The sequence below is a fragment of the Massilia sp. BGA-UO-ETr-WB1 genome, from assembly GCF_059567845.1.
Genome location: NZ_JCAQOT010000024.1, coordinates 99,913 through 123,382, shown reverse-complemented (window position 1 = coordinate 123,382; position 23,470 = coordinate 99,913). Strand labels below are relative to the sequence as shown.

18 protein-coding genes are annotated in these 23,470 nt (G+C 65.1%); 9 read left to right on the top strand and 9 right to left on the bottom strand.

Annotated elements, in window-relative coordinates; genetic code table 11:
* Nucleotides 1-126 precede the first annotated feature (126 nt).
* The 4 genes from AC56DV_RS13640 to AC56DV_RS13625 all read left to right on the top strand — a co-directional run bounded on the left by AC56DV_RS13640 (nucleotide 127) and on the right by AC56DV_RS13625 (nucleotide 6,963).
* Nucleotides 127-1,965: an ABC transporter substrate-binding protein gene (locus AC56DV_RS13640; protein ID WP_496314822.1), complete on the top strand. Its 1,839-nt coding sequence runs from the start codon at nucleotides 127-129 to the stop codon at nucleotides 1,963-1,965.
* Between the two features lie 161 nt (nucleotides 1,966-2,126).
* Nucleotides 2,127-4,886, top strand: coding sequence for a TonB-dependent receptor (locus tag AC56DV_RS13635; protein ID WP_496314821.1), 2,760 nt, complete (start codon nucleotides 2,127-2,129; stop codon nucleotides 4,884-4,886).
* 10 nt (nucleotides 4,887-4,896) lie between these two features.
* Nucleotides 4,897-6,000: a S66 peptidase family protein gene (locus tag AC56DV_RS13630; RefSeq protein WP_496314820.1), complete on the top strand. Its 1,104-nt coding sequence runs from the start codon at nucleotides 4,897-4,899 to the stop codon at nucleotides 5,998-6,000.
* A gap of 51 nt (nucleotides 6,001-6,051) precedes the next feature.
* The gene (locus AC56DV_RS13625) at nucleotides 6,052-6,963 is read left to right on the top strand and encodes a YihY/virulence factor BrkB family protein (protein WP_496314819.1); all 912 of its coding nucleotides are present in this window, start codon (nucleotides 6,052-6,054) and stop codon (nucleotides 6,961-6,963) included.
* A gap of 2 nt (nucleotides 6,964-6,965) precedes the next feature.
* Here the strand turns inward: AC56DV_RS13625 and AC56DV_RS13620 are convergent, their stop codons facing one another.
* The 6 genes from AC56DV_RS13620 to AC56DV_RS13595 form a co-directional block, all read right to left on the bottom strand.
* A complete protein-coding gene (locus tag AC56DV_RS13620; protein WP_496314818.1) occupies nucleotides 6,966-8,105 on the bottom strand; it encodes an acyl-CoA dehydrogenase family protein in 1,140 nt (379 codons plus the stop codon).
* 20 nt (nucleotides 8,106-8,125) lie between these two features.
* Complete coding sequence (locus AC56DV_RS13615; RefSeq protein ID WP_496314817.1) at nucleotides 8,126-8,809, bottom strand: SDR family oxidoreductase; 684 nt, start codon at nucleotides 8,807-8,809, stop codon at nucleotides 8,126-8,128.
* 2 nt (nucleotides 8,810-8,811) lie between these two features.
* Entirely contained in the window at nucleotides 8,812-10,011 is a 1,200-nt protein-coding gene (locus AC56DV_RS13610; protein WP_496314816.1) for an acetyl-CoA C-acyltransferase, read from the bottom strand.
* Nucleotides 10,004-11,836, bottom strand: coding sequence for a bifunctional isocitrate dehydrogenase kinase/phosphatase (aceK, locus tag AC56DV_RS13605; protein WP_496315628.1), 1,833 nt, complete (start codon nucleotides 11,834-11,836; stop codon nucleotides 10,004-10,006). Before aceK ends, AC56DV_RS13610 begins: the two co-directional genes overlap by 8 nt.
* A 43-nt stretch (nucleotides 11,837-11,879) precedes the next feature.
* Entirely contained in the window at nucleotides 11,880-13,064 is a 1,185-nt protein-coding gene (locus AC56DV_RS13600) for an isovaleryl-CoA dehydrogenase (protein WP_496314815.1), read from the bottom strand.
* A gap of 69 nt (nucleotides 13,065-13,133) precedes the next feature.
* On the bottom strand, nucleotides 13,134-13,538 hold the full coding sequence (locus AC56DV_RS13595) for a MerR family transcriptional regulator (protein WP_496314814.1): 405 nt from the start codon (nucleotides 13,536-13,538) through the stop codon (nucleotides 13,134-13,136).
* Nucleotides 13,539-13,951: 413 nt separating this feature from the next.
* Here AC56DV_RS13595 and AC56DV_RS13590 point away from each other — a divergent pair, with 413 nt between their 5' ends.
* Both AC56DV_RS13590 and AC56DV_RS13585 read left to right on the top strand, forming a co-directional pair.
* Complete coding sequence (locus AC56DV_RS13590) at nucleotides 13,952-14,359, top strand: hypothetical protein (RefSeq protein WP_056400088.1); 408 nt, start codon at nucleotides 13,952-13,954, stop codon at nucleotides 14,357-14,359.
* Between the two features lie 189 nt (nucleotides 14,360-14,548).
* Nucleotides 14,549-14,716, top strand: coding sequence for a hypothetical protein (locus AC56DV_RS13585; RefSeq protein WP_165917882.1), 168 nt, complete (start codon nucleotides 14,549-14,551; stop codon nucleotides 14,714-14,716).
* Nucleotides 14,717-14,734: 18 nt separating this feature from the next.
* Here AC56DV_RS13585 and AC56DV_RS13580 read toward each other — a convergent pair whose 3' ends face one another.
* The 3 genes from AC56DV_RS13580 to AC56DV_RS13570 all read right to left on the bottom strand — a co-directional run bounded on the left by AC56DV_RS13580 (nucleotide 14,735) and on the right by AC56DV_RS13570 (nucleotide 18,239).
* Nucleotides 14,735-15,313, bottom strand: a complete 579-nt coding sequence (locus AC56DV_RS13580; protein WP_496314813.1) for a UbiX family flavin prenyltransferase — start codon at nucleotides 15,311-15,313, stop codon at nucleotides 14,735-14,737.
* The gene (grxD, locus tag AC56DV_RS13575; RefSeq protein ID WP_057154144.1) at nucleotides 15,306-15,617 is read right to left on the bottom strand and encodes a Grx4 family monothiol glutaredoxin; all 312 of its coding nucleotides are present in this window, start codon (nucleotides 15,615-15,617) and stop codon (nucleotides 15,306-15,308) included. The genes AC56DV_RS13580 and grxD overlap by 8 nt, the downstream gene beginning before the upstream one ends.
* A 273-nt stretch (nucleotides 15,618-15,890) precedes the next feature.
* Nucleotides 15,891-18,239, bottom strand: a complete 2,349-nt coding sequence (locus AC56DV_RS13570) for a Tex family protein (protein ID WP_496314812.1) — start codon at nucleotides 18,237-18,239, stop codon at nucleotides 15,891-15,893.
* 178 nt (nucleotides 18,240-18,417) lie between these two features.
* Here AC56DV_RS13570 and AC56DV_RS13565 point away from each other — a divergent pair, with 178 nt between their 5' ends.
* The 3 genes from AC56DV_RS13565 (at nucleotide 18,418) to AC56DV_RS13555 (ending at nucleotide 23,361) form a co-directional block, all read left to right on the top strand.
* Entirely contained in the window at nucleotides 18,418-21,543 is a 3,126-nt protein-coding gene (locus AC56DV_RS13565; protein ID WP_496314811.1) for a DEAD/DEAH box helicase, read from the top strand.
* Between the two features lie 3 nt (nucleotides 21,544-21,546).
* Nucleotides 21,547-22,590, top strand: coding sequence for a PAS domain-containing sensor histidine kinase (locus AC56DV_RS13560; protein ID WP_496314810.1), 1,044 nt, complete (start codon nucleotides 21,547-21,549; stop codon nucleotides 22,588-22,590).
* A gap of 90 nt (nucleotides 22,591-22,680) precedes the next feature.
* On the top strand, nucleotides 22,681-23,361 hold the full coding sequence (locus tag AC56DV_RS13555; protein ID WP_496314809.1) for a response regulator transcription factor: 681 nt from the start codon (nucleotides 22,681-22,683) through the stop codon (nucleotides 23,359-23,361).
* Nucleotides 23,362-23,470 lie beyond the last annotated feature (109 nt).

Here is a 23,470-nt window from a genome sequence, read left to right as displayed (position 1 = left end):
TTATGCCGCGATGAAAGAATGCAGGCCGCGCATGCAAAAAAGTTATAAGCTGCGGGCCCGATTTCATGGTCGGGCAACGGCGCGATGGCTTATCCTGTGGCGGTTTCGATAGAGCGAGGAAAGAAGATGGCAGGCAACATGGCAAGGAAGTGGAAACTGGCGCTGGGGGCGGCCGTGCTGGCGCTGGCTGCCGCGCAGGTCCCCGTGGCGGCCGCCGCGCCCGGCACTGCCGCCGCGCCGAAGGTGCTGCACGCCTTCCTCTCCACCGGCGAGACCGGCCTCGACCCGGCGGTGGCCTCCGACATCGCCACCCTGGCCCTGCTGGAAAACCTGTACGACCCGCTGCTGCGCTACGACTACCTGGCGCGCCCGGTCAAGCTGCAGCCCAACACGCTGCGCGCCATGCCGCAGGTGGACCAGGCCGGCCTGACTTACACTTTCCACCTCACCCCCGGCATCCGCTTCACGCCCGACCCCGCCTTCAAGGGCAAGCAGCGCGAAGTGACCGCCGAAGACTACGTCTACAGCCTGAAGCGCCTGTACGACCCGGAGCTGAAATCGCCCTGGCTGTTCCTGCTGGAAGGCAAGCTGGCGGGCGACGAGGCCTTGAAAACCAAGTTCAGCCACGCCACCGCCATCCCCGGCCTGCAGGCGGTGGACAAGTATACGCTGCGCATCCGCCTCAGCGCGCCCGACCCCAACTTCCTCTACTACCTGGCCATGCCCGCCACCGCCGTGGTGGCGCGCGAAGTGGCCGAAGCCTACGGCAGCCAGATGGGCAACCACCCGGTCGGCACCGGCCCCTTCATGGTGGGCGAATGGAAGCGCAGCGACAAGATCACGCTGCTGGCCAACCCCGACTTCCGCGCCACCGTGTTCCACGCCGGTGCCGAGGCCGCCGCCAACGCCACGCCCGAAGCGCGCGCCGCCGCCGCCGCGCTGGAAGGCAAGCGCCTGCCGCTGGTGGACCGTATCGAAGTCAAGATCATGGAGGAATACCAGTCGCGCATGCTGGGCTTCCTGAACGGCGAATTCGACTACATCGAGCAGGTGCCCGAGTCGATGAAGGACATGGTGCTGCGCACCGATACCGCCGCGCCCGAGCTCAAGCCCGAGCTGGCCAGGAAAGGCATGCGGCTGTCGCCCTTCCCGGTGCTGCAGACCTACTACATGTGGATGAACATGGAAGACCCGCTGATCGGCGGCTACAGCAAGGACAAGGTGGCGCTGCGGCGCGCCATCGCGCTCAGCTACAACGGCCCGGAGGACGTGGCGCTGCTGAAAAAAGGCCTGGCGCTGCCGGCGCAGTCGCCGCTGCCGCCCAATGTGCTGGGCTACGACCCGGCATACCGCAGCCCCATCGCCTACAACCCGGCGCTGGCGCGCGCGCTGCTGGACCGCTACGGCTACCGTGTCGGCAAGAACGGCTACCGCACCCTGCCCAACGGCCAGCCGCTGCTGCTGACCATGCATTCCGAACCGTCCATGGTGGGGCGCCTGCGCGACGAATTGTGGCGCAAGGGCTTGAACGCCATCGGCCTGCAGGTGCAGTTCAAGAGCGACAAGAAGACCGAGATCATCAAGGCTTCGCGCCTGGGCAAGGTGATGATGTTCGAAACCAACTGGATCGCCGACTTCCCGGATGGCGATAACTACTTGCAATTGTTGTACGGCCCCAACAGCGGCCGTGCGAATTATGCGCGCTTCAACCTGCCGGAGTACAACCGCCGCTACGAGCAGGCCCGCACCTTGGGCGATACGCCAGAGCGCCGCGTGCTGTACCGCGAGATGAACCAGCTGATCCACGCCTACAACCCGTGGGTGCTGCTGACCCACCCGATTTCCGCCGATATCCGGCAACCGTGGCTAAAAAACTACATCCGCCACCCGGTTGAGTTCACAAATTGGCGCTATCTCGATTTGGACGTTGCAGAGCGGAACCAGCTCACTAAAATGGCGCCCTGATTGAAAATCTCCTATTCATTCCTAAAAGTTATGGTTAAGTGAGGTATTTTCATTGGATAGCGTGGAGTGCAAAGCGCTACTCTGAATTTTCCAGGCGGCGCGCAAGACGCCGCGCCCGGTGCCGGGCAGTCAAGAGTTCGTTCAAATCAAGGGAGAGTACGTTGAAGGTTAAAAAACTCGCGCAGATGATTGCGCTGATAGGTGTAGTGGGCCCCGTGATGGCTCAGCAAGCTGCCCCGCAGCAAATCCAGCGGGTGGAAATCACCGGCTCCAGCATCAAGCGCGTGGCCAAGGAAGGCGCGCTGCCGGTGCAAGTGGTGACCTTCGACGCGATCGAAAAAGCCGGCATCACCGACACCGAGCAGCTGCTGCGCACCATTTCCGCCAGCGGCACCGGCGCCGACAATATGACTTCCGGTAATAACGTGTTCGGCGCCGACGCCGACCGCGTGTCCGGCGGCGCTTCCTTCGCCTCGCTGCGCGGCCTGGGCCCGAACGCCACGCTGGTGCTGCTGAACGGCCGCCGCGTGGGCAACCACGGCGCCTCCGGCAAGGCGGTGGACTTGAACTCGATCCCGCTGGGCGCCATCCAGCGCGTGGAAATCCTGAAAGACGGCGCTTCGGCCATCTACGGCACCGACGCCATCGGCGGCGTGGTCAACTTCATCCTGAAGACCGACTACAAGGGCCTGGAGCTGTCCACCACGCTGAACGGCACCGAGGCGGGCGGCGGCATGAACCGCCGCGTGTCGGCGCTGGGCGGCTTGGGCGACCTGCACAACGACGGCTGGAACATCATGGCCTCCGTCACGCACGACAACAACGACAAGCTGAGCTCGAGCCAGCGCGACTTCGCCAACGGCTTCCAGCCCTCGCGCGGCCTGTCGCCGGACACCACCGGCACGCCGTTCGCCAATATCCTGACCGGCGCCGGCACCGCGCTCGGCACCGGCTTCAAAATGCCGGGCGACAACACGACCTATCTGCAGGCCGGCCTGCTGAGCCTGCAAGGCAAGTGCGACACCATCCCCGGCATGTCGCAGTACCAGAGCGATCTGTGGAAGGACGTCACCGCCGTCACCCGCTCGAAATATTCCTGCGCCTACGACTACGGCGCCGACTACGTGATCAGCTTCCCGGTCGAACGCACCAATGCCGTCTCGCGCGGCACGCTGAAGATCAACGACGATCACAAGGTGTTCTTCGAGCTGCTCGGTTCGCGCACCGAAGCCACCGCCTCCTTCACGCCGGTGCAGATCTCCACCAGCCTGGCCAACGGCGCGGCTTACCCGGTCAATGGCCCGTACTACCAGGACCTGTCGCAGTACATCCCGAGCTACGACAAAACCAAGCCCATCATCTACAAATGGCGCAGCACGCCGTGGGGCGACCGCACCCAGAACAACGTGACCGAGAACTACCGCCTGCTGGTGGCCGCTGAAGGCCAGCTGATGGGCCAGTGGGACTACAAGCTGGGCCTGTCGCGCGCGGAAAGCACCACCAAGACCGCGCTGACCGACGGCTACGGCTACACCGACAAGATCTACGCAGCCCTGGGCAGCGGCAAGATCAACCCATGGCTGGCGCCGGGCCAGACCCAGACCGCCGAAGCGATGCAGCTGATCGAATCGACCAAGTACAAGGGCGCCTTCCAGCACGGTAAAACCACCATGACCCAGCTGGACGGCTCGGTCTCGGGAGAAGTGCTGCAGCTGCCGGCCGGCGCCATGTCGATGGCGGCGGGCTTCGACCTGCGCAAGGAAACCTACGGCTTCGCGCAGGACGTGGACGCCACCAAGATCCTGCTGTCGCCGGGCAATGCCGCGCTGAGCGGCGCCTCGCGCAATGTGCGCGCCGTGTACGCCGAGCTGCTGGTGCCGGTGCTGAAGGACCTGGAAGTGCAGCTGGCCGTGCGCCGCGACGATTACAGCCTGATCGGCGCCACCACCAACCCGAAAGTGTCGTTCCGCTACCAGCCGACCAGCAACCTGGTGCTGCGCGGTTCGGCCAACAAGGGCTTCCTGGCGCCAAGCTTCACCCAGCTGTACGCGGGCCGCCTGTCGCAGGAACTGCCGAACGGCATCATCGACCAGGAAGGCTGCGCCAAGAACCCGGGCAACCCGCTGTTCTGCGCCATTCCGCGCCTGAACTACAACACCGGCGGCAACCCGAACCTCAAGCCCGAGACCTCCAAGCAGGGCACGCTGGGCATCGTGGTGGAACCGGTGCGCGGCTTCTCGGCCTCGCTGGACTTCTGGGCCATCAACATCCAGGACCGCATCCTGAACCGTACCCCGCAAGTGGTGCTGGCCAACTGGCAGTTCCTGCCGGAGTACATCGTGCGCGACCCGGCCACCGGCGTCATCGACCACGTGGAAGCGGGCTGGATCAACGCCGCCGGCCTGAAAACCCGCGGCGCCGACCTGGGCCTGCAGGCCGACGGCAAGGTCGAAGGCTACAAGTGGGTCGCCAAGCTGGACGGCACCTACATGAAGAGCTTCAAGTTCGCCGAGTTCGAAGGCCAGCCGTACAAGGAGCAGGTCGGCATCTTCAACAGCCGCGACATCTACCTGCGCTGGAAGCACAACGCCAGCATCAGCGTGGCGAAAGGCGACTGGAGCGCGCTGTTCACGCAGAACTTCTCCACCGGCTACAACGACCAGGTGCCGAACGGTGGCAAGGGCACGCCGCCGGCCGGCTTCGTGCCGCGCGTGAAGCACTACGAGAAGTATGACCTGACCGGCACCTACACCGGCTACAAGAACGCCACCATCACCGTGGGCATTTTGAACCTGTTCGACAAGACCCCGCCGTTCACCGCGCACAACGTGGATGAAGTGGTGGGCGCCGGCTGGGATCCGCGCGTGGCCGACGCGCGCGGCCGTTCGTTGTCCGTCAACCTCAAGTACAAGTTCATGTAAGCGGATAGCGGTGCCGACGTCTTCTCCCCTCAGCCGGCGCCGCTTCGGCGGCCTGGTGGTTTCGGCCGCCGGCGCCGCCCTGGCCGCCGCAGCGCTCCCCGCTGCGGCGGCCGGCCGTCCCAAGCATGCCCCCTCCCAAGGAAACAAAGCCATGAGCAAGCTGCAGCTGACCAAGCCGCCGCGCCTGGAGCCCGGCGACCTGGTCGGCATCATCGCGCCCGGCGGGCACACCAGTCCCAAGTCCATCGAGAAAGCGGTGCGCAACATCGAGTCGCTCGGCCTGCGCGTCAAGCTGGGCGAGCACATCAACGCGGTGCACGGCAATTACGGCGGCACGGTGGCGCAGCGCCTGGAAGACTTGCACGGCATGTTCGCCGACCCGCAAGTGAACGCCATCTGGGCCATCCGCGGCGGCTCCGGCTGCATCTCGCTGCTGCCCCACATCGATTACCAGCTGATCCGCGCCAATCCCAAGGTGCTGATCGGCTATTCCGACATCACCGCCCTGCACCTGGCCATCAACAAGCATGCCGGGCTGGTCACCTTCCACGGGCCGGTGGCTTCGTCCACCTTCTCGGAATACGCGGTGACGCAGCTGAAGAACGTGCTGATGACGCCGCACGAGCGCTATACCATTTCCATGTCGCAGGACAACGCCCACAAGGCGGTGGCCGAGCCGCAGTACACCGTGCGTACCGTGCACGGGGGCCAGTGCACGGGCCACCTCACCGGTGGCAACCTGTGCCTGGTCAGCGCGCTGGAAGGAACGCCGTACGCGGCCGACATCAAGGGCAGCATCCTGTTCCTGGAAGAAGTAAACGAAGCGCCCTACCGCATCGACCGCATGCTGATGCAGCTGCAGCTGAGCCAGGGCTTGAAGAACACCGCCGGCGTGATGCTGGGCATCTTCGAGAACTGCGAAAACCAGGACGACGACATCTCGCTCACCCTGAACGAGACCGTGGACCAGCATTTGCTGCCATTGGAGCAGACCGCCGTGGCCGGCTATTCCTTCGGCCACATCCGCCACCAGTTCACCATCCCCATGGGCGTGCAAGCCACGCTGGACGCCGGGCAGCAGACGCTGACCTTGCTGGAGCCGGCGGTCAGCTAAGCCCCGGGCTGTTGCGCGCCAGCCAACTGGGGCTCTGCGTAGAATGGGCCCATGCGTATGCTCACAAGCAAGGCCGCCGCCTGGGTGGCCAGCCATCCCCTGGACTTCGCGCTGCAGTGCGTCCGCGGCTTCCGGGCCAACCAGGGGCTGCTGCTGGCGGGCGCCGTCGCCTATTACTCACTGCTGTCCATCGTGCCGCTGCTGATGCTGGTGGTGGTGGTGCTGTCGCACTGGGTGGACCCGGCCGAGCTGCTGGGCACCATCGGCCATTACCTCGAATGGCTGGTGCCCGGGCAGTCGAACGCCATCGTGGCCGAGGTGGGCCAGTTCCTGGCCCAGCGCAGCGTGATCGGCTGGCTGCTGGCGCTCACCATGCTGTTCTTCAGTTCGCTCGCCTTCACGGTGCTGGAAAACGCCATGTGCGTCATCTTCATGCACCGGGTGGCGATACGGCGCCGCCATTTCCTGGTCTCGGCCATCCTGCCTTACTGCTATATCCTGTCGCTGGGCATCGGCGTGCTGCTGGTGACGCTGGTGGCCGGCGGCCTGCAGGTGATCGGCGAGGAGGAACTGCAATTCCTCGGCTACCGCTGGTCGCTGCACGGCGTGTCCGGCGTGCTGCTGTATACGCTGGGCGTGCTGGGCGAGGTGCTGATGCTGACCTCGATCTACCTGGTGATGCCGGTGGGCCGGCTGTCGTATGCGCACGCGCTGATCGGCGGCGTGACCGCCACGGTGCTGTGGGAGCTGGCGCGCCACGTGCTGGTCTGGTACTTCAGCACGCTGTCGCAGGTCAACATCGTGTACGGCTCGCTGACCACCGCCATCGTGGTCATGTTCAGCCTGGAGATCGCCGCCGCCCTGCTGCTGTTCGGCGCGCAGGTGATCTCGGAGTTCGAACGCGTGGGGCGCCACGAGCAGGGCCAGGAGGCCCCGCCCCTGCGCACCACTGCGGCCAAATAGGCCTACAGCGCGCGCGCGATCAGCAGCTTCTGGATGTCGCTGGTGCCTTCGTAGATCTGGCACACGCGCACGTCGCGGTAGATGCGCTCGACCGGGAAGTCGGACACGTAGCCGTAGCCGCCGTGCACCTGGATCGCGTCCGAGCACACGCGTTCCGCCATTTCGGACGCGAACAGCTTGGCCATGGCCGCTTCCTTCAGGCAGGGCTGGCCGGCGTCCTTCAGCGAGGCCGCGTGCAGGATCAGCTGGCGCGCCGCTTCGATCTGCGTGGCCATGTCGGCCAGCTTGAACTGCACCGACTGGTGCTCGAAGATGGCCTTGCCGAAGGTTTCGCGCTCGCGCGCGTACTTCAGCGCCGCCTCGTACGCCGCGCGCGCCATGCCCACCGACTGCGAAGCGATGCCGATGCGGCCGCCCTCCAGGCCGGACAGCGCGATCTTGTAGCCCATGCCCTCTTCGCCGATCAGGTTTTCGGCCGGGATGCGGCAATTTTCGAACAGGATCTGCGCCGTGTCCGACGAATGCTGCCCCATCTTCTGCTCCAGGCCCGCCACGACATAACCCGGTGTATTGGTCGGCACCCAGAACGCGCTGATGCCCTTCTTGCCGGCCGCCTTGTCGGTGACGGCCATGACGATGGCCACGTCGGCGTATTTGCCGCTGGTGATGAACTGCTTGACGCCGTTGATCACGTAGCCGTTGCCGTCATCGTCCGTGACCCGCGTGGCGGTGGTGCGCAGCGCGGCCGCGTCCGAGCCGGTGTGCGGTTCGGTCAGGCAGAACGCGCCCAGCATCTCGCCCTGCGCCAGCGGGCGCAGCCACTGCTGCTTCTGCCGCTCGTTGGCGTACATCATGGCGATGCTGCACACCGGGCAGTTGTTCACCGAAATGACGGTGGAGGTGCCGCCGTCGCCTGCCGCGATTTCTTCCAGCACCAGCGCCAGCGACACGTAATCCATGCCGGCCCCGCCCAGTTCCTCCGGCACCGCCACGCCGAACGCGCCCAGCGCGGCCAGCTCCTTCAGTTCTTCCTTGGGGAAGTGGTGTTCCTTGTCCCAGCGCGCCGCGTTGGGCGCCAGGCGTTCCTGCGCAAACGTGCGCAGGGCGTCTCGTATCATTTGGTGTTCTTCGCTCAGTATCATTCTGTGCTTTCAATGCGGGGTTACCAGGCGATGGGGGTGCCATCGTAGTTGCGGAACACGGCCTGGGTGGAGCCGGGCAAGGTGTCCAGCGTGTGGCGGATGCCGCTGGCGCTTTCTTCCACCGTCAGGTCGGCGCCGCCGCCGCCCATCTCGGTGCGCACCCAGCCCGGGTGCAGCGCCACGCAGGTGACGCCCTTGGCGCCGAAGGTGAGCGCGGTGTCGATCAGCACGGAATTGAGCGCGGCCTTGCTGGCGCGGTACAGCGAGCCGCCCGCGTGGCCGCGCTCGCTGAGCGAACCCATGCGCGAGGACAGCACCGCCAGCTTGCCGCCGGCGGGCCGGCCGCGCGTGGCCGCCACCAGCGGCGCCAGGATGGGCAGCAGCCGCATCGCGGCCAGCACGTTGGTGTGCATCACCTGGTCGAAGTCGGTCTGCAGCGGGAAGCCGTCGTGGCGCGGGCCGTACACGCCCGCGTTCAGGATGGCCACGTCCAGCTGCTCGCCGTCCAGCTTCCAGCCCAGGCCGGCCACCGCTTCCACGTCGGTCACGTCCAGCGCGTGCGTTTCCGCACCCATGTCGGCCAGCTCGGCGATGTCGTCCGGCTTGCGCGCGGTGGCGATCACGCGCCAGCCGTCGTGCAGGTACTGGCGCGCCAGCTCGTGCCCGATGCCGCGCGAGGCGCCGATGATGAGTGCGGCCGGCATGCTTACACCAGCTCGATGGCCATGGCGGTGGCTTCGCCGCCGCCGATGCACAGTGCCGCCACGCCGCGCTTGCCGCCGGTGCGCTTGAGCGCGCCGATCAGCGTGACGATGATGCGCGCGCCCGAGGCGCCGATCGGGTGGCCCAGCGCGCAGGCGCCGCCGTGCACGTTCACTTTGCTGTGCGGGATGTCCAGGTCGCGCATGGCGGCCATCGGCACGGCGGCGAACGCTTCGTTGATCTCGAACAGGTCCACGTCCTTGGCGGCCCAGCCGGTTTTCCTGAACAGCTTCTCGATGGCGCCGATCGGCGCCACGGTGAACTGGTCCGGCGCCAGCGCGTTGGTGGCGTGGCCCAGCACCTTGGCGATCGGGGTCAGGCCCTGCGCCTTGGCGGTCGATTCGCGCATCATCACCAGCGCGGCGGCGCCGTCGTTGATGGACGAGGACGAGGCGGCGGTGATGGTGCCGTCCTTCTTGAAGGCGGTGCGCAGGGTCGGGATCTTGTCGATCTTGGCCTTCAGCGGGCCTTCGTCTTTTTCAATCACGGTGTCGCCGGCGCGGCTGGTCACGGTCACCGGCGCCATCTCCCACTTGAACCAGCCCTCGCTGGTGGCGGCCTGCGCGCGCTTGACGGACTCGATGGCGAACCCGTCCTGCTCTTCGCGGGTGAACTGGTACTTGGCCGCGCATTCTTCGGCGAAGGTGCCCATGGAGCGGCCTTCGCCGGTCTTCTCGTTGCGCGAGTAGGCGTCTTCCAGGCCGTCGTACATCATGTGGTCGAACAGCATGCCGTGGCCGATGCGGTAGCCGCCGCGCGCCTTCGGAATGATGTAGGGCGCGTTGGTCATCGATTCCATGCCGCCGGCCACGATCACGTCGGCGCTGCCGGCCGCCAGCGCGTCGTAGGCGTAGATCGCGGCCTGCATGGCCGAGCCGCACATTTTCGACAGCGTTACGGCGCCGGTGGAGGTCGGCAGGCCGGCTTTCAGCAGCGCCTGGCGCGCAGGCGCCTGGCCCTGGCCCGCCATCAGGCAGTTGCCGAAGTAGACGTGCTCGACGGCGGCAGGCGCGACGCCCGAACGCTCGACGGCAGCCTGGATCGCCACGGCGCCCAGGTCGTGCGCGGCCTTGGCCGAGAAGTCGCCCTGGAAGGCGCCCATGGGGGTGCGGGCAGCGCCCACGATAACGATAGGATCATTCATTTTCACTGGTCTCCAAAAGAGTAGGCGCAACATGCGCCGCAGGGGGGATGGCGGGGGTGCCCTGATACGAAAAACGGATGTGCTGCGGATACGGGAACACGTCTTCCACGATGCCGGCCTCGATGCGCTCCTTGCGGCGCTGCCAGAATTCGCGCGTCAGCAGGTCGGCGTGGTGCTGCATGAAATACTTGCGGATCTTCGCGTTGCCCAGCAGGAAGCGGCCGAACTGCTCGGGGAACACGTCGTGCTTGCCGACGTGGTACCACGGCTCGGCCGACATCTCCTCTTCCTCGGTGCGCGCTTCGGGGATGTCGCGGAACACGCAGTCGGTGATGTATTCGATTTCGTCGTAGTCGTAGAACACCACGCGCTTGTGGCGGGTGACGCCGAAGTTCTTGTACAGCATGTCGCCGGGGAAGATGTTGGCCGCCACCAGTTCCTTGATGGCGTTGCCGTATTCCAGCACGCCGTGCTCGATGCGGGCGTCGTCGCCCTGCTGCTCGGCGTTGCTCAGCCAGATATTCAGCGGCACCATGCGGCGCTCGATGTACAGGTGCTTGATGACGATGTTGTCGCCCTCCTCCTCCAGCAGCGAAGGCGCGTAGCGGCGGATCTCGTCGATCAGCTCTTCCTTCATGCGGTGGCGCGGGAAGGCCACGTTGGAATACTCCAGCGTGTCGGCCATGCGGCCCACGCGGTCGTGGTGCTTCACCAGCAGGTACTTTTCCTTCACCAGCGCGCGCGTGGTGTCCTTGGGCGCCGGGAAGAAATCCTTGATCACCTTGAACACATAGGGGAAGGACGGCAGCGCGAACACCAGCATCACCAGGCCGCGGATGCCGGGCGCCACGTCGAACTGGTCGGACGAATGCTTCAGGTGCTGCAGGTAGTCGCGGTAGAACAGCGTCTTGCCCTGCTTCTGCAGGCCGAGGATGGTGTAGATCTCGCTGCGCGGCTTGCGCGGCAGCAGCGTGCGCAGGAACTGCACGTAGGCCGACGGCACTTCCATGTCCACCAGGAAGTAGGCGCGCGTAAACGAGAACAGGATGATGATCTGCTCCTGCTCGAACAGCACCGTGTCCAGCACCAGCTGGCCGTGGCGGTTGTGCAGGATGGGCACCACGAACGGATACTCGCGCGCGCCGTTGATGCCCTTGCCGACGATGTAGGCGCCCTTGTTGCGGAAGAACAGGCTGGACAGCACCTGGATCTGGTGGTTGGGCTCCAGCGTCTCGCCGCCGAACAGCTGGCGCAGGCGCGCCTCGACTTGCTCGACGTCGCGGTCCAGGTTGGCGAAGCTGGTGTTCAGTTGGAAATTGGTGACGATGCGCTTGAGCGTGAAGCGCAGCCCGTCCGTGCCCGGGTAGTACATGCGGTAGGTGGGCGCCGGCTCCTCGGTTTCGATGTACTCGGTGGACACCACCGGCCGCACGAAGATGAACTCGTTGTGGAAGTAGCTGCGGTGCAGGATGTTGCAGCAGACCGAGTTGAAAAACGTTTCCGCCAGCTCCGGCTGCTTGTGGCCGGACAGCAGGCCGATGAAGTGCAGCTTGCATTCGCGCCACACCTCGTCGCTCAAGTCTTCCGGCACGTACTCGTCCTCCAGCATGTGCACGCATTCCTGCACCCGCTTGTCGTAAAAGCCGATGCGCTCGCGCGCCGCCTGCTGCGCCACTTTCCAGTCGCCGCGCTCGAAATGCTCCTTGGCTTGCTGGCTGGTTGCGCGGAACAGGCGGTAATGCTTGTCGAAGCCGTCGCGGATGGTGAGCGCGATGTCGAACGCTATCTGGGAAGACAGCAGTTTGGGGAATGCAGCCTGGTTCATCATGGAAGGGCCGGCATCGCGCTCACGGTGTCGCGGACTGCGCTTACTTGGTTTCCGCGAACAGTTCGCGGCCGATCAGCATGCGGCGGATCTCGCTGGTGCCGGCGCCGATCTCATACAGCTTGGCGTCGCGCCACAGGCGGCCCACCGGGTACTCGTTGATGTAGCCGTTGCCGCCCAGGGTCTGGATCGCCTCGCCGGCCATCCAGGTGGCTTTCTCGGCGCTGTACAGGATGGCGCCGGCGGCGTCCTTGCGCAGCTGGCGCACCGCTTCCGGCGTGGTGGCGCGGTCGCAGGCCTGGCCCACGGCGTAGACGTAGGCCTTGCAGGCCATCATGGTCGAGTACATATCGGCGATCTTGCCCTGCATCAGCTGGAACTCGCCGATCGGCTGGCCGAACTGCTTGCGGTCGTGGATGTAAGGCACCACCGCGTCCATGCACGCCTGCATGATGCCCAGCGGGCCGCCGGACAGCACGGTGCGCTCGAAGTCCAGGCCGGACATCAGCACGTTGACGCCCTTGCCCAGGCCGCCCAGCACGTTCTCGGCCGGCACTTCGCAGTCCTCGAACACCAGCTCGCCGGTGTGCGAACCGCGCATGCCCAGCTTGTCCAGTTTCTGCGCCACCGAGAAGCCCTTGAAGCCTTTTTCGATCAGGAAGGCCGTCATGCCGCGCGGGCCGGCTTCCAGGTCGTTCTTGGCGTACACCACCAGCACGTCCGCGTCGGGGCCGTTGGTGATCCACATCTTGGTGCCGTTCAGCACCCAGCGGTCGCCCTTCCAGTCGGCGCGCAGCTTCATGCTCACCACGTCGGAACCGGCGTTCGGCTCGGACATGGCCAGCGCGCCCACGTGCTCGCCCGAGATCAGCTTGGGCAGGTATTTGTGTTTTTGCTCTTCGGTGCCGTTGCGCTTGATCTGGTTGACGCACAGGTTGGAGTGGGCGCCGTAGGACAGGCCCACCGACGCCGAGGCGCGCGAGATTTCTTCCATCGCCACGATGTGGGCCAGGTAGCCCATGTTGGCGCCGCCGTATTCCTCGCTGACGGTGATGCCCAGCAGGCCCAGGTCGCCCATCTTGCGCCACAGGTCCATCGGGAACTGGTCGCTGCGGTCGATCTCGGCGGCGCGCGGCGCGATCTCGGCGGCGGCGAATTCCTGCACGGCGGAACGGAGGGCGGCGATGTCTTCGCCGTGGTCAAAGGTCAGGCCTGGGAGATGGAGCATGTCGTCCTCATTCTTCTGGTTGGGGTGTTGAAGCCCTCATCATACCGCGATGTGACGTTAACGTAAACGTCAAGTGGCGCTCGTTTGCGGCTCCGCGATCGCCGCCAGCATGCGCTTGCAGTCTTCCTCGTGGGCGGTGATTTCGGCCAGCGTCATGTCGATGTCCTCGCGCTGCTGTTCCAGCATGTCGCGGTGCTGCTGCAGCACGCCGAGGAAGCGGTGCATCTGCGCGCTGGTGTCCTTGGGGGACTCGTACATGTCCACCAGGCCCTTGATTTCGGACAGCGACAGGCCCAGGCGCTTGCCGCGCAGGGTCAGCTTGAGCCGGGTGCGGTCGCGCGGCGTGTAGACGCGGTTGCGGCCGCCGGCGCCTTCGCGCGAGGGACTCAGCAGGCCCTGGTCTTCGTAAAAGCGGATGGCGCGCGCCGTGATGTCGAATTCACGGGCCAGTTCGGTGATGGTATAGGTTGGCATTTTATTAAAATGGGCAGCGGCGTTGGCTTAAGCTTACGCTTAGCTTCCGTTTACGTAACGTTAAATATATTGTAGCCCATGACAGGACGGACAGTTGGTGGCAATTGATGACCACGAATGGCGTATCGTGCGACGGCCTTGCGCGGCGGGCGGCATCATATAGTATTGGCATAAAAGCAGCATGGATCAGCCCGGAGTCCCGCATCTGTCCTGAACGAACGTTCAGTCCAAAAAATTGCCCTCTAAATTCAATTTGCCGTATCATGTCATATCAGAAATAAAATTTGGACGTTATGCGCGCGAAAGCGCGCAGCAATGAGGGAAAAATGTTAAATCTTAAATTCTTGATTGTCACAGTTTGTCTGACACTGCGAGAGACTGACTTTCATTGCATGACATGAAATAGTGCAACTATGAATTCTTCTAACGAACGCGAAAGCTTTAGCCAGCGCTTACAGCAGGCTCTGAAAAACGCCCACTACTCCCCCGATAGCCCGACCCGACTGGCACGCGAATTTAACATTCGTTTCGACGGACGCCCCATAACGGTGCACGCAGCGCGCAAGTGGCTGGTTGGCGAAGCCATTCCCACGCAGGAAAAGCTGCGCATGATCGCTCAATGGCTGGGTGTGCCGGCCGACTGGCTCCGTTTCGGCGGCCCGGAAGCGGCCGCGCCGGCCGGCGAAAGCAGCAACGGCCTGTCCCGTTTCGAGTCGGCCGACGTCAAGCTGATCGCCGATTTGCAGCGCCTGGACGAGCATCACCGCCAGATCGCGCGTGAATTTATTCGCATGCTGGTGCGTGTGAACTACCAAAAGTAACAAAATCGCACGGCCGTTCTTGATACATTGCCAAATATACGAACGGACGTGCCACAAACCCGCCAGGGCGCATGTTTCCGCCGAATGTTCGGCTCCGATAGCAAATTGTCACAGTTCCGAAACGGATTTGGTGCACAATAGGGTTGCGCAATGCACGCGCTATTTCAGGAGTCCGGATTGAGCCGCTTGATGAGAAACAACTACAGCAATGTAGCGCAGCTGAAAGACCTGATGACCGCCCCGCCGATGACGGCAGCCCGCCACGCTGAGCTGATGCGCAAGCGCATCGCGCAGCGCCGCATGCTGGAAGAAGCGAGGGAATTGAAGCGTGCCAGCAGCAGCTTCGAGAAAACCTAGCGGAAGCCGGATGACAGGCTAGTTCAGGCCGTTCCAGCGCGGCGCCAGCTGGTGTTCCAGGCCGAACAGGTCGATCACGCGGGCCACCGTGTGGTCCACCATCTCGGCGATGCTCTGTGGCTGGTGGTAGAAGCTGGGCAGGGGCGGAAAGATGATGCCGCCCATTTCGGTGACGGCTGTCATGTTGCGCAGGTGCGCCAGGTTGAAGGGCGTTTCGCGCACCATCAGCACCAGGCGGCGGCGCTCCTTGAGCACCACGTCGGCCGCGCGCGCGATCAGGTTGTCCGACAGGCCGTGCGCCACGGAGGCCAGCGTCTTCATCGAGCAGGGCGCGATAATCATGCCGTCCGACTGGAACGAGCCGCTGGCGATGGCCGCGCCGATATTGTGCTGCTTGTGCACCACGTCGGCCAGCGCTTCCACTTCCTTGCGCTGCAGGCCGGTTTCCTGGTGCAGCGTGAGCACGGCCGCGTCCGAGACCACCAGATGGGTCTCGGTGGATTGCATTTCTTTCAACACCTGCAGCAGCCGCACCCCATACACCGCGCCCGTGGCGCCGGTGATGGCGATGACGATCCGCTGCGGGCGGTCAGGCATCCAGCAGGGCCTTCAGTTCGCCCGATTCAAACATCTCGTTCATGATGTCCGAGCCGCCGATGAATTCGCCCTTGATGTAGAGCTGGGGAATGGTCGGCCAGTTCGAGTATTCCTTGATGCCCTGGCGGACTTCAGGATCGTCCAGCACGTTCACGGTGGCAATGTTTTCCACGCCGCAGGCCTTCAGGATCTGGATGGCGCGGCCGGAGAAGCCGCACTGCGGGAACTGGGCGGTGCCCTTCATGAACAGGACCACAGGCGTGTTGGTCACGGTTTCTTTGATCCAGGTTTGTACGTCGCTCATTTGCTGCCTCGGGGGAAAAGATGAAAGATGCCGACATTTTATAAGAAAACGCCCGGCGGGGTACTGCCGGCGTTTCCAAGCCACTGCCAATTCATGCGCGTCATGCAGGGTCGGTCTCATGCGGGGTCAGTTCCGGTCTCATGCGGGTCTCGTGCGGGGTCAGTTCCGGCATCGCGACACGGCCTCAGCAGCGTTACTGCAGTGTTCGTGTCGCGATGCCGGAACTGACCCCGCTGTGGGAACTGACCCCGCTGTGTTGCTGATCCCGCTGTGTTAGCCGCGCAGCTTGGCGAAGGCGGCCGCCATCGAGCCGCCCATGGCCGGCTCGCGGGTCTGCGATTTTTGCTGTTGGCCCATGGCGCGGCGGTCGTTACGGTCGGCGCGCTGCTCGGGCTTGCTGCCGGCGGCCGGCGCGCTGTCGCTCAGGCGCATGGTCAGGGCGATGCGCTTGCGCTTGGGGTCGACTTCCAGCACTTTCACCTTTACCACCTGGCCTGCCTTGACCACCGTGTGCGGGTCTTTCACGAAGGTGTTCGACAGCGCCGAGATGTGCACCAGGCCGTCCTGGTGCACGCCGATGTCGACGAAGGCGCCGAAGGCGGCCACGTTGGTCACCACGCCCTCCAGGATCATGTCCGGACGCAGGTCCGAAATTTCCTCCACGCCGTCCTTGAAGGTGGCGGTGGTGAACTCGGGGCGCGGGTCGCGGCCCGGCTTTTCCAGTTCCTTCAGGATGTCGGTCACGGTCGGCACGCCGAACTTGTCGTCGGCGTACTTGGCCGGGTTCAGGGTCTTGATCAGGCCGCTTTCGCCGATCACGCCCTTGATGTCCTTCTTGATGTCGGCCAGGATCTTTTCCACCAGCGGGTAGGATTCCGGGTGCACCGCCGAGGCGTCCAGCGGATTGTCGCCGCCCATCACGCGCAGGAAGCCGGCCGCCTGTTCAAAAGTCTTGTCGCCCAGGCGCGGCACTTGCTTGAGGCCGGCGCGCGAGGTGAACGCGCCCTTGCTGTCGCGGTAGGTGACGATGCTTTGCGCCACGCTGGCCGACAGGCCGGACACGCGCGCCAGCAGCGGCGCCGAGGCGGTGTTGACGTCCACCCCCACCGCGTTCACGCAATCCTCGACCACCGCGTCCAGCGTGCGCGCCAGCTGCGACTGGCTCACGTCGTGCTGGTACTGGCCCACGCCGATCGATTTCGGGTCGATCTTCACCAGCTCGGCCAGCGGGTCCTGCAGGCGGCGCGCGATCGACACGGCGCCGCGGATCGACACGTCCAGGTCCGGCAGTTCGCGCGAGGCGAATTCGGACGCCGAGTACACGGAGGCGCCCGCTTCGGAGACGACGATCTTGGTCAGCTTCTGTTCCGGCAGCATCTTGATCAGATCCTGCGCCAGCTTGTCGGTTTCGCGCGAGGCGGTGCCGTTGCCGATGGAAATCAGCGAAACGTTGTGCTTGGCGGCCAGCTTGGCCAGCGTGTGCAGCGCGCCGTCCCAGTCGTTGCGCGGCTGATGCGGGTAAATGGTGGCGTGTTCGACCACTTTGCCGGTCGGATCGACCACCGCCACTTTCACGCCGGTGCGCAGGCCGGGGTCCAGGCCCATGGTGGCGCGCTGGCCGGCCGGGGCCGCCAGCAGCAGGGCTTTCAGATTGGTGGCGAAGACGTTGATGGCGTCCGTTTCCGCACGCTCGCGCAGCGCGCCCATCAGTTCGCTTTCCAGGTGCATGAAACTTTTCACGCGCCAGGTCCAGCGCGCGGTGTCGGCCAGCCATTTGTCGGCCGGGCGGCCGGCGCTCTTGATGCCGAAACGGGCCGCGATGCGGCTTTCGCACGGGTTGTGCGGCGCGTCCCACTTCGGCTTCTCGGCTTCGGTGTCCAGCCGCAGGGTCACGTCCAGGATGCCTTCGCGGCGGCCGCGCAGCAGCGCCAGGGCGCGGTGCGAGGGCACGGTGCCGATGGTTTCCGAGTAATCGAAGTAATCGGCGAATTTTTCGCCTTCCTCCTGCTTGCCTTCCACCACTTTGGACTCAACTATACCGTGGTCCGTCACGTATTCGCGCAGCGACTGCAGCAGGGTGGCGTCCTCGGCGAAGCGCTCCATCAGGATCTGGCGCGCGCCGTCCAGCGCGGCCTTGGTGTCGGCCACGCCCGGATTGTTGCCGTCCGGGGTGGTGAAGGCTTCGCGCAGATAGGCGGTGGCTTCCGTTTCGGGAGTCAGTTCCGGGTTCGCCAGCAGGGCGTCGGCCAGCGGCATCAGGCCAGCTTCAATCGCGATCTGGGCCTTGGTGCGGCGCTTTTGCTTGTAGGGAAGATACAGGTCTTCCAGGCGGGTCTTGTCCTCGGCGTGCATGACGGCGTCCAGCAGTTCCGGCGTCATCTTGTTCTGCTCGGTGATCGAGGCCACGATGGCGGCGCGGCGGTCTTCCAGCTCGCGCAGGTAGCGCAGGCGCTCCTCCAGCAGGCGCAGCTGGATGTCGTCCAGGCCGCCGGTCGCTTCCTTGCGGTAGCGCGCGATGAATGGCACGGTGGCGCCCTCGTCCAGCAGGGCGACGGCGGCGGCCACCTGGGCCGGTTTGGCGGCCAGTTCGATGGCAAGGCGTTGTTCGATGGTAGGCAGCATGAGCGTGATTTCCGTGGTGACCAGGCCGGAATCATACTCAAACCACGGCAATGCGCCAACTTGCTTCGCCCTATGTTGGAAGAAACACAAACAAGAGTTACGCTAAACCGGATAATATTGCATGTTGCAGTTTTTGAACCGTCTTCAAACCGTCATCGATCAGTAACAAATGCGCAATATGGATTTGACCCGCGACGAAACCCGCGAAACGACCGCGCCGGCCCAGGCACCCGCCCCGGCGTCGGCACCCGCCCCCCAACTGCCCTACGCCGTCGCGACGTGGCTGCAGCGGGTGGACGCTGCTGCGCACCCGAAAGCCAAGCTGCTGGCGGCCGAGCCCGACCCCAAGGCGGCCCAGCCGCAATACAAGCTGATCTACGTGCTGGCGCCCACCAGCGGCGGACGCCACGTGGCGCTGTGCCTGTACAAGGCGCGCCTGCGGCCGAACGGCGACGTGGCCGCCGCCACTCCGGTCAGCGAAGTATTTTCGCTGCTGTCGGCCCCGCCCAGCTTCCTGGCCGCCGGCGACGACGATCTGATCCGTTTCTTCGTGGCCATGCGCAGCGGTCCCAACTCGCAGACCGGCACCGCCACCGAGCCGCGCGGCAAGATCGGCGCGGCCCTGCTGACCATGCTGGCCGAGCAGGACAAGCTGCTGTGGGCCAATTCCTGGGCCGACGTGGGCAACGGCCTGGTCTACCCGATGAAATTCGGTCCCTTGCGCCAGGCCAACCTGGCGTGGCGCGAGGAGGGCAAGGGTTTGCGCCTGGGCTGGGCGGTGGAGCCGCCCGAGGGCGCGCGCCACCACGGCGCCGACCAGATCGACTACATGTTGCCGACCGAACCGCCGTGGTATATCGACAATCTGTCGTGCGGCGAGCTGTTCCTGAACCAGGGCGGCGCCGAGATTCCGCTGGCCGACCTGCAGGCGCTGGTGGCGCAGGCGCCGCTGCTCACCAGCAATGACAAGCTGCGCGTGTCGCAGCTGCTGCTGGCGCACGGCCTGCAGCAGCTGATGCCGCTGCCGCAGCCCTTGCCGCAGCGCATACGCCAGGACGTCAAGCCGCGCCCCATCCTGGTGCTGGACGCGGCCATGCTGGCCGACGGCAGCCTGCAGCGCTGGCACGACTTCGCCGTGCTGTCCTACGACTACGACGGCGAGCGCGTCTCGTTCGATCCCTCGCAGCGCGTGGTGCGCCAGCGCGGCGACGTGACCGAGGTGATACAGCGCGACGAGCAGGCCGAGGCGGACGCGCTGGCCACCCTGGTGGCGCTCGGCTTCCGCAAGCCCGGCGTGCTGCCGCTGTCGAGCGTGCGCGGCGGCCTGCTGCTGGCCGGCCAGGCCGACTGGCTGCGCTTTGCCGCCGACGGCGTGAATGAACTGATCGCGCATGGCTGGCAGGTGGAAAAATCGGCCAAGTACCGCTACGACGTGACGGCCGTGGAAGGCTGGTACGCCGAAGTGGAGCCGGACGACGCCGACGGCGGCAACGCCTGGTTCGACCTGGAGCTGGGCATCACGGTGGAAGGCGAGCGCATCCCGCTGCTGCCGGTGCTGGTGCAGATGATACGCAACGCGCCGCTGGACTTCAGCCCGAAAGCGCTGGCCGCCCACGCCGAGGAAGACCAGATGCTGGCCACCCTGGGCGACGGCACCCGCGTGGCGCTGCCGTGGAACCGGGTCAGGCCCATCCTGGCCACCCTGGGCGAGCTGTACTTCAACGACAAGATCAAGCACGCCGTCCACATGGCCACCCTGGACGCGGCCCGCCTGGACGAGCTGGCCCGCATGGTCGACTTCGACTGGAGCGGCGGCGAGGAATTGCGCGAAATGGGCCGCAAGCTGAACCAGTTCAGCTCGGTGAAGCGGGTGCCCACGCCGCCCGGACTGCGCGCCACCTTGCGCGACTACCAGGCCGACGGCCTGGCGTGGATGCAGTTCCTGCGCGAATACGGCCTGGCCGGCATCCTGGCCGACGACATGGGCCTGGGCAAGACGGTGCAGACCCTGGCCCACATCCTGGTGGAAAAGGAGGCCGGGCGCCTGACGCACCCGGTGCTGGTGATCGCGCCCACCAGCCTGATGGGCAACTGGCAGGACGAGGCCGCCCATTTCGCGCCCGACCTGCGCGTGCTGCTGCTGCAAGGCAAGGACCGCATGCAGCAGTTCGAGCAGATCCAGCAATCCGACCTGGTGCTGACCACCTATGCGCTGCTGCCGCGCGACGAGGAAAAGCTGCGCGAGCAGGAATTCCACATGGTGATCCTGGACGAATCGCATTACATCAAGAACACCCGCTCCAAGGCGGCCCAGAGCGCCGGCCTGCTGAAGGCCAAGCACCGCTTGTGCCTGTCCGGCACGCCGCTGGAAAACCACCTGGGCGAATTGTGGTCGCAGTTCCACTTCCTGCTGCCGGGCCTGCTGGGCGACGAGAAATCCTTCAACGCCCAGTTCCGCCACCCGATCGAGCGCCAGGACGACCCGCAGCGCCGCGCGCTGCTGAACCGCCGCATCAAACCCTTCCTGCTGCGCCGTACCAAGGACAACGTGGCCAAGGAATTGCCGGCCAAGACCGAGATGGTGCGCAAGGTCGAGCTGACCGGCGCCCAGCGCGACCTGTACGAAACCGTGCGCCTGGCCATGGACCAGAAAGTGCGCGAGGAAATCGACCGCAAGGGCGTGGCGCGCAGCCAGATCGTGATCCTGGAAGCGCTGCTCAAGCTGCGCCAGGTGTGCTGCGACCCGCGCCTGGTGAAGTCGCTGCCGTCGAAAAAGCAGACCGCCGGTTCGGCCAAGCTGACCGATTTGATGCAGATGGTGGAGGATTTGCTGGAAGAAGACCGCAAGATCCTGGTGTTTTCGCAGTTCACCTCGATGCTCGAACTGATCGAGGAAGAGCTCGAGCTGCGCGACATCCCCTATGCGCTGCTGACCGGCGAAACCAAGGACCGCAGCGCCCAGGTGGCGGCCTTCCAGCAGGGCGCGGTGCCGATCTTCCTGATCAGCCTGAAAGCCGGCGGCGTCGGCCTGAACCTGACGGCGGCCGACACCGTGATCCATTACGACCCGTGGTGGAACCCGGCGGCCGAGAACCAGGCCACCGACCGCGCCTGGCGCATCGGCCAGGACAAGCCGGTGTTCGTCTACAAGCTGATCGCCAAGGGCACGCTGGAGGAAAAAATCCAGGTGCTGCAGCAGAAGAAATCCGACCTGGCGCAATCCATCCTGGCGGAAGGCGAATCGCAGAAGATGGCGCTGACGCAGGAAGACCTGCAGCAGATCTTTGCCCCGCTGGCGGACTAGCGCATGGACGACACGGACTTCAACCACGCGCTCTACAAGCAGATCCTGGACAACAGCAGCGAGGTGCATTTCCTGCTGGACTGCGAAAGCGGCCGCATCCAGTACCTGAGCCCGGCGGCCGGGCGCCGCTTCGGCTACAACCTGGAGCGGGCCCAGGCGCTGTCGGACGTGCTGGTGGCCGATTTGCCGCAGCGCCTGGAGCGCTTCGCGGCCGGCGAGCGCAGCCGCTTCCGCGTGCGCCGCGAGCTGGAGGTGCCGCACGCCGACGGCCACATGATCCCGGTGGAAATCGAATCGACGCTGGTGCTGAACGATATCGGCACCGCCGTCGCGCTGTCCGGTTCGGTGCGCGACGTCAGCGAGCGCCAGGAATGGCACAAGCAGCAGAAGAAGTTCGCTTCCATGCTGTCGCACGAATTCCGCACCCCGCTGTCGACCATAGACGGCGCCATCCAGCGCCTGGAAATGACCGGCGCCCACCACGACGAAGCCACCCGCAAGCGCTACACCAAGATCCAGACCGCGGTCGACCGCCTGCTGGCCATGCTGGACGAGTACCTGTCGCCCGAGCGCATGGCCAGCATCGGCCGCCGGCGCCAGCCCAACGAGGTGTCGCCGCTGGCGCTGCTGGAGAATGCCGCCGAGCAGGCGCAGGCCCGGCGCGCCGCGGTGCGCGTGGTGGAGGACGGCTTGCCGCAGTGGATGCGCTGCGATCCGGCCGGCATGCGTCTCGTCCTGGACATTTTGCTGGACAATGCCATTAAGTACACAGATGATAGCGACGAGATAACGCTTGTCGGCAAAAAAGCAACAGAAGGCGGGATAGAGTTGTCGGTATCGGACCTGGGGGCTGGCATACCTGCCGATGAAATAGGTAAGCTGTTCGACAGGGGCTTTCGCGGCCGCGCCGCCGCCGGCATTCCGGGTTCCGGCCTGGGCTTGTATATGGCGCGCGCGGTGGTGGAAGTGCACGGCGGCACGCTGACAGTGGAAAATTTTTCTGAAAGCGGCAAGAAATTTCGGATTTGGCTGCCTATACCGGCGTGAGCCGGGAAATACCTTGCGCCGCGCGATTGCAACCGTGATAATTCTCGCACGCAAGCTTCGGCTTGCAACTAATTTGAGATTGGCGCATCAATGACGCAAATACTGATCGTGGAAGACAATCTGGACTATGCCGAAGAAATGGCGGAGTTCCTGACTGAGCTTGAACACGAAGTCCACATCACCAACAATGCCGGCGAAATGTGGTCGGCGCTCAGCCAGGGCAACGTTGGCGTGGTGGTGCTCGACCTGGGCCTGCCCGACGAGGACGGCTTCAACGTCATCCCGCGCATGCGCCAGCTGTATCCGCAGATCGGCCTGCTGGTGCTGACCGGCCGCGTGGCCTTCGACAACCGCATCCTCGGCCTGCGCCTGGGCGCCGACCATTACCTGACCAAGCCCATCAAGTTCCCGGAGCTGGCCGCCCATATCGAGGCGCTGGACCGCCGCGTCGGCCCGCAGGAGCCGGTGCAGCTGCCCAACAAGTGGACCCTGAAAGTGAGCGCCCGCCTGCTGGAACTGTCGGGCCAGGCCATCACCCTGACGGAAAAGGAATGCAACTTCCTGCACCTGCTGACGATTAACACCCGTCCCGTGCCGCGCCAGGTCATCGTGGCCGGCATCGGCGGCGACGACCCGGACGCCGGCCGCCGCGTCGACATGCTGGTGTACCGCCTGCGCAAGAAGGCGCGCAGCGGCCTGGGCGAAGACCTGCCTCTGCGCAGCGCCTACGGCGAGGGCTACAGCCTGTCCGCCAGCTTCAATCTGTCCTGACTTGAGGCCGAGCGCCGCCGCCATGCGTGGCTGGCCCGTTGCGCGCTTGTGACTATTCGATAGTTTACGGCCGCCGCATTTCACCTACTATGGATTTCCAGCGCCGCCC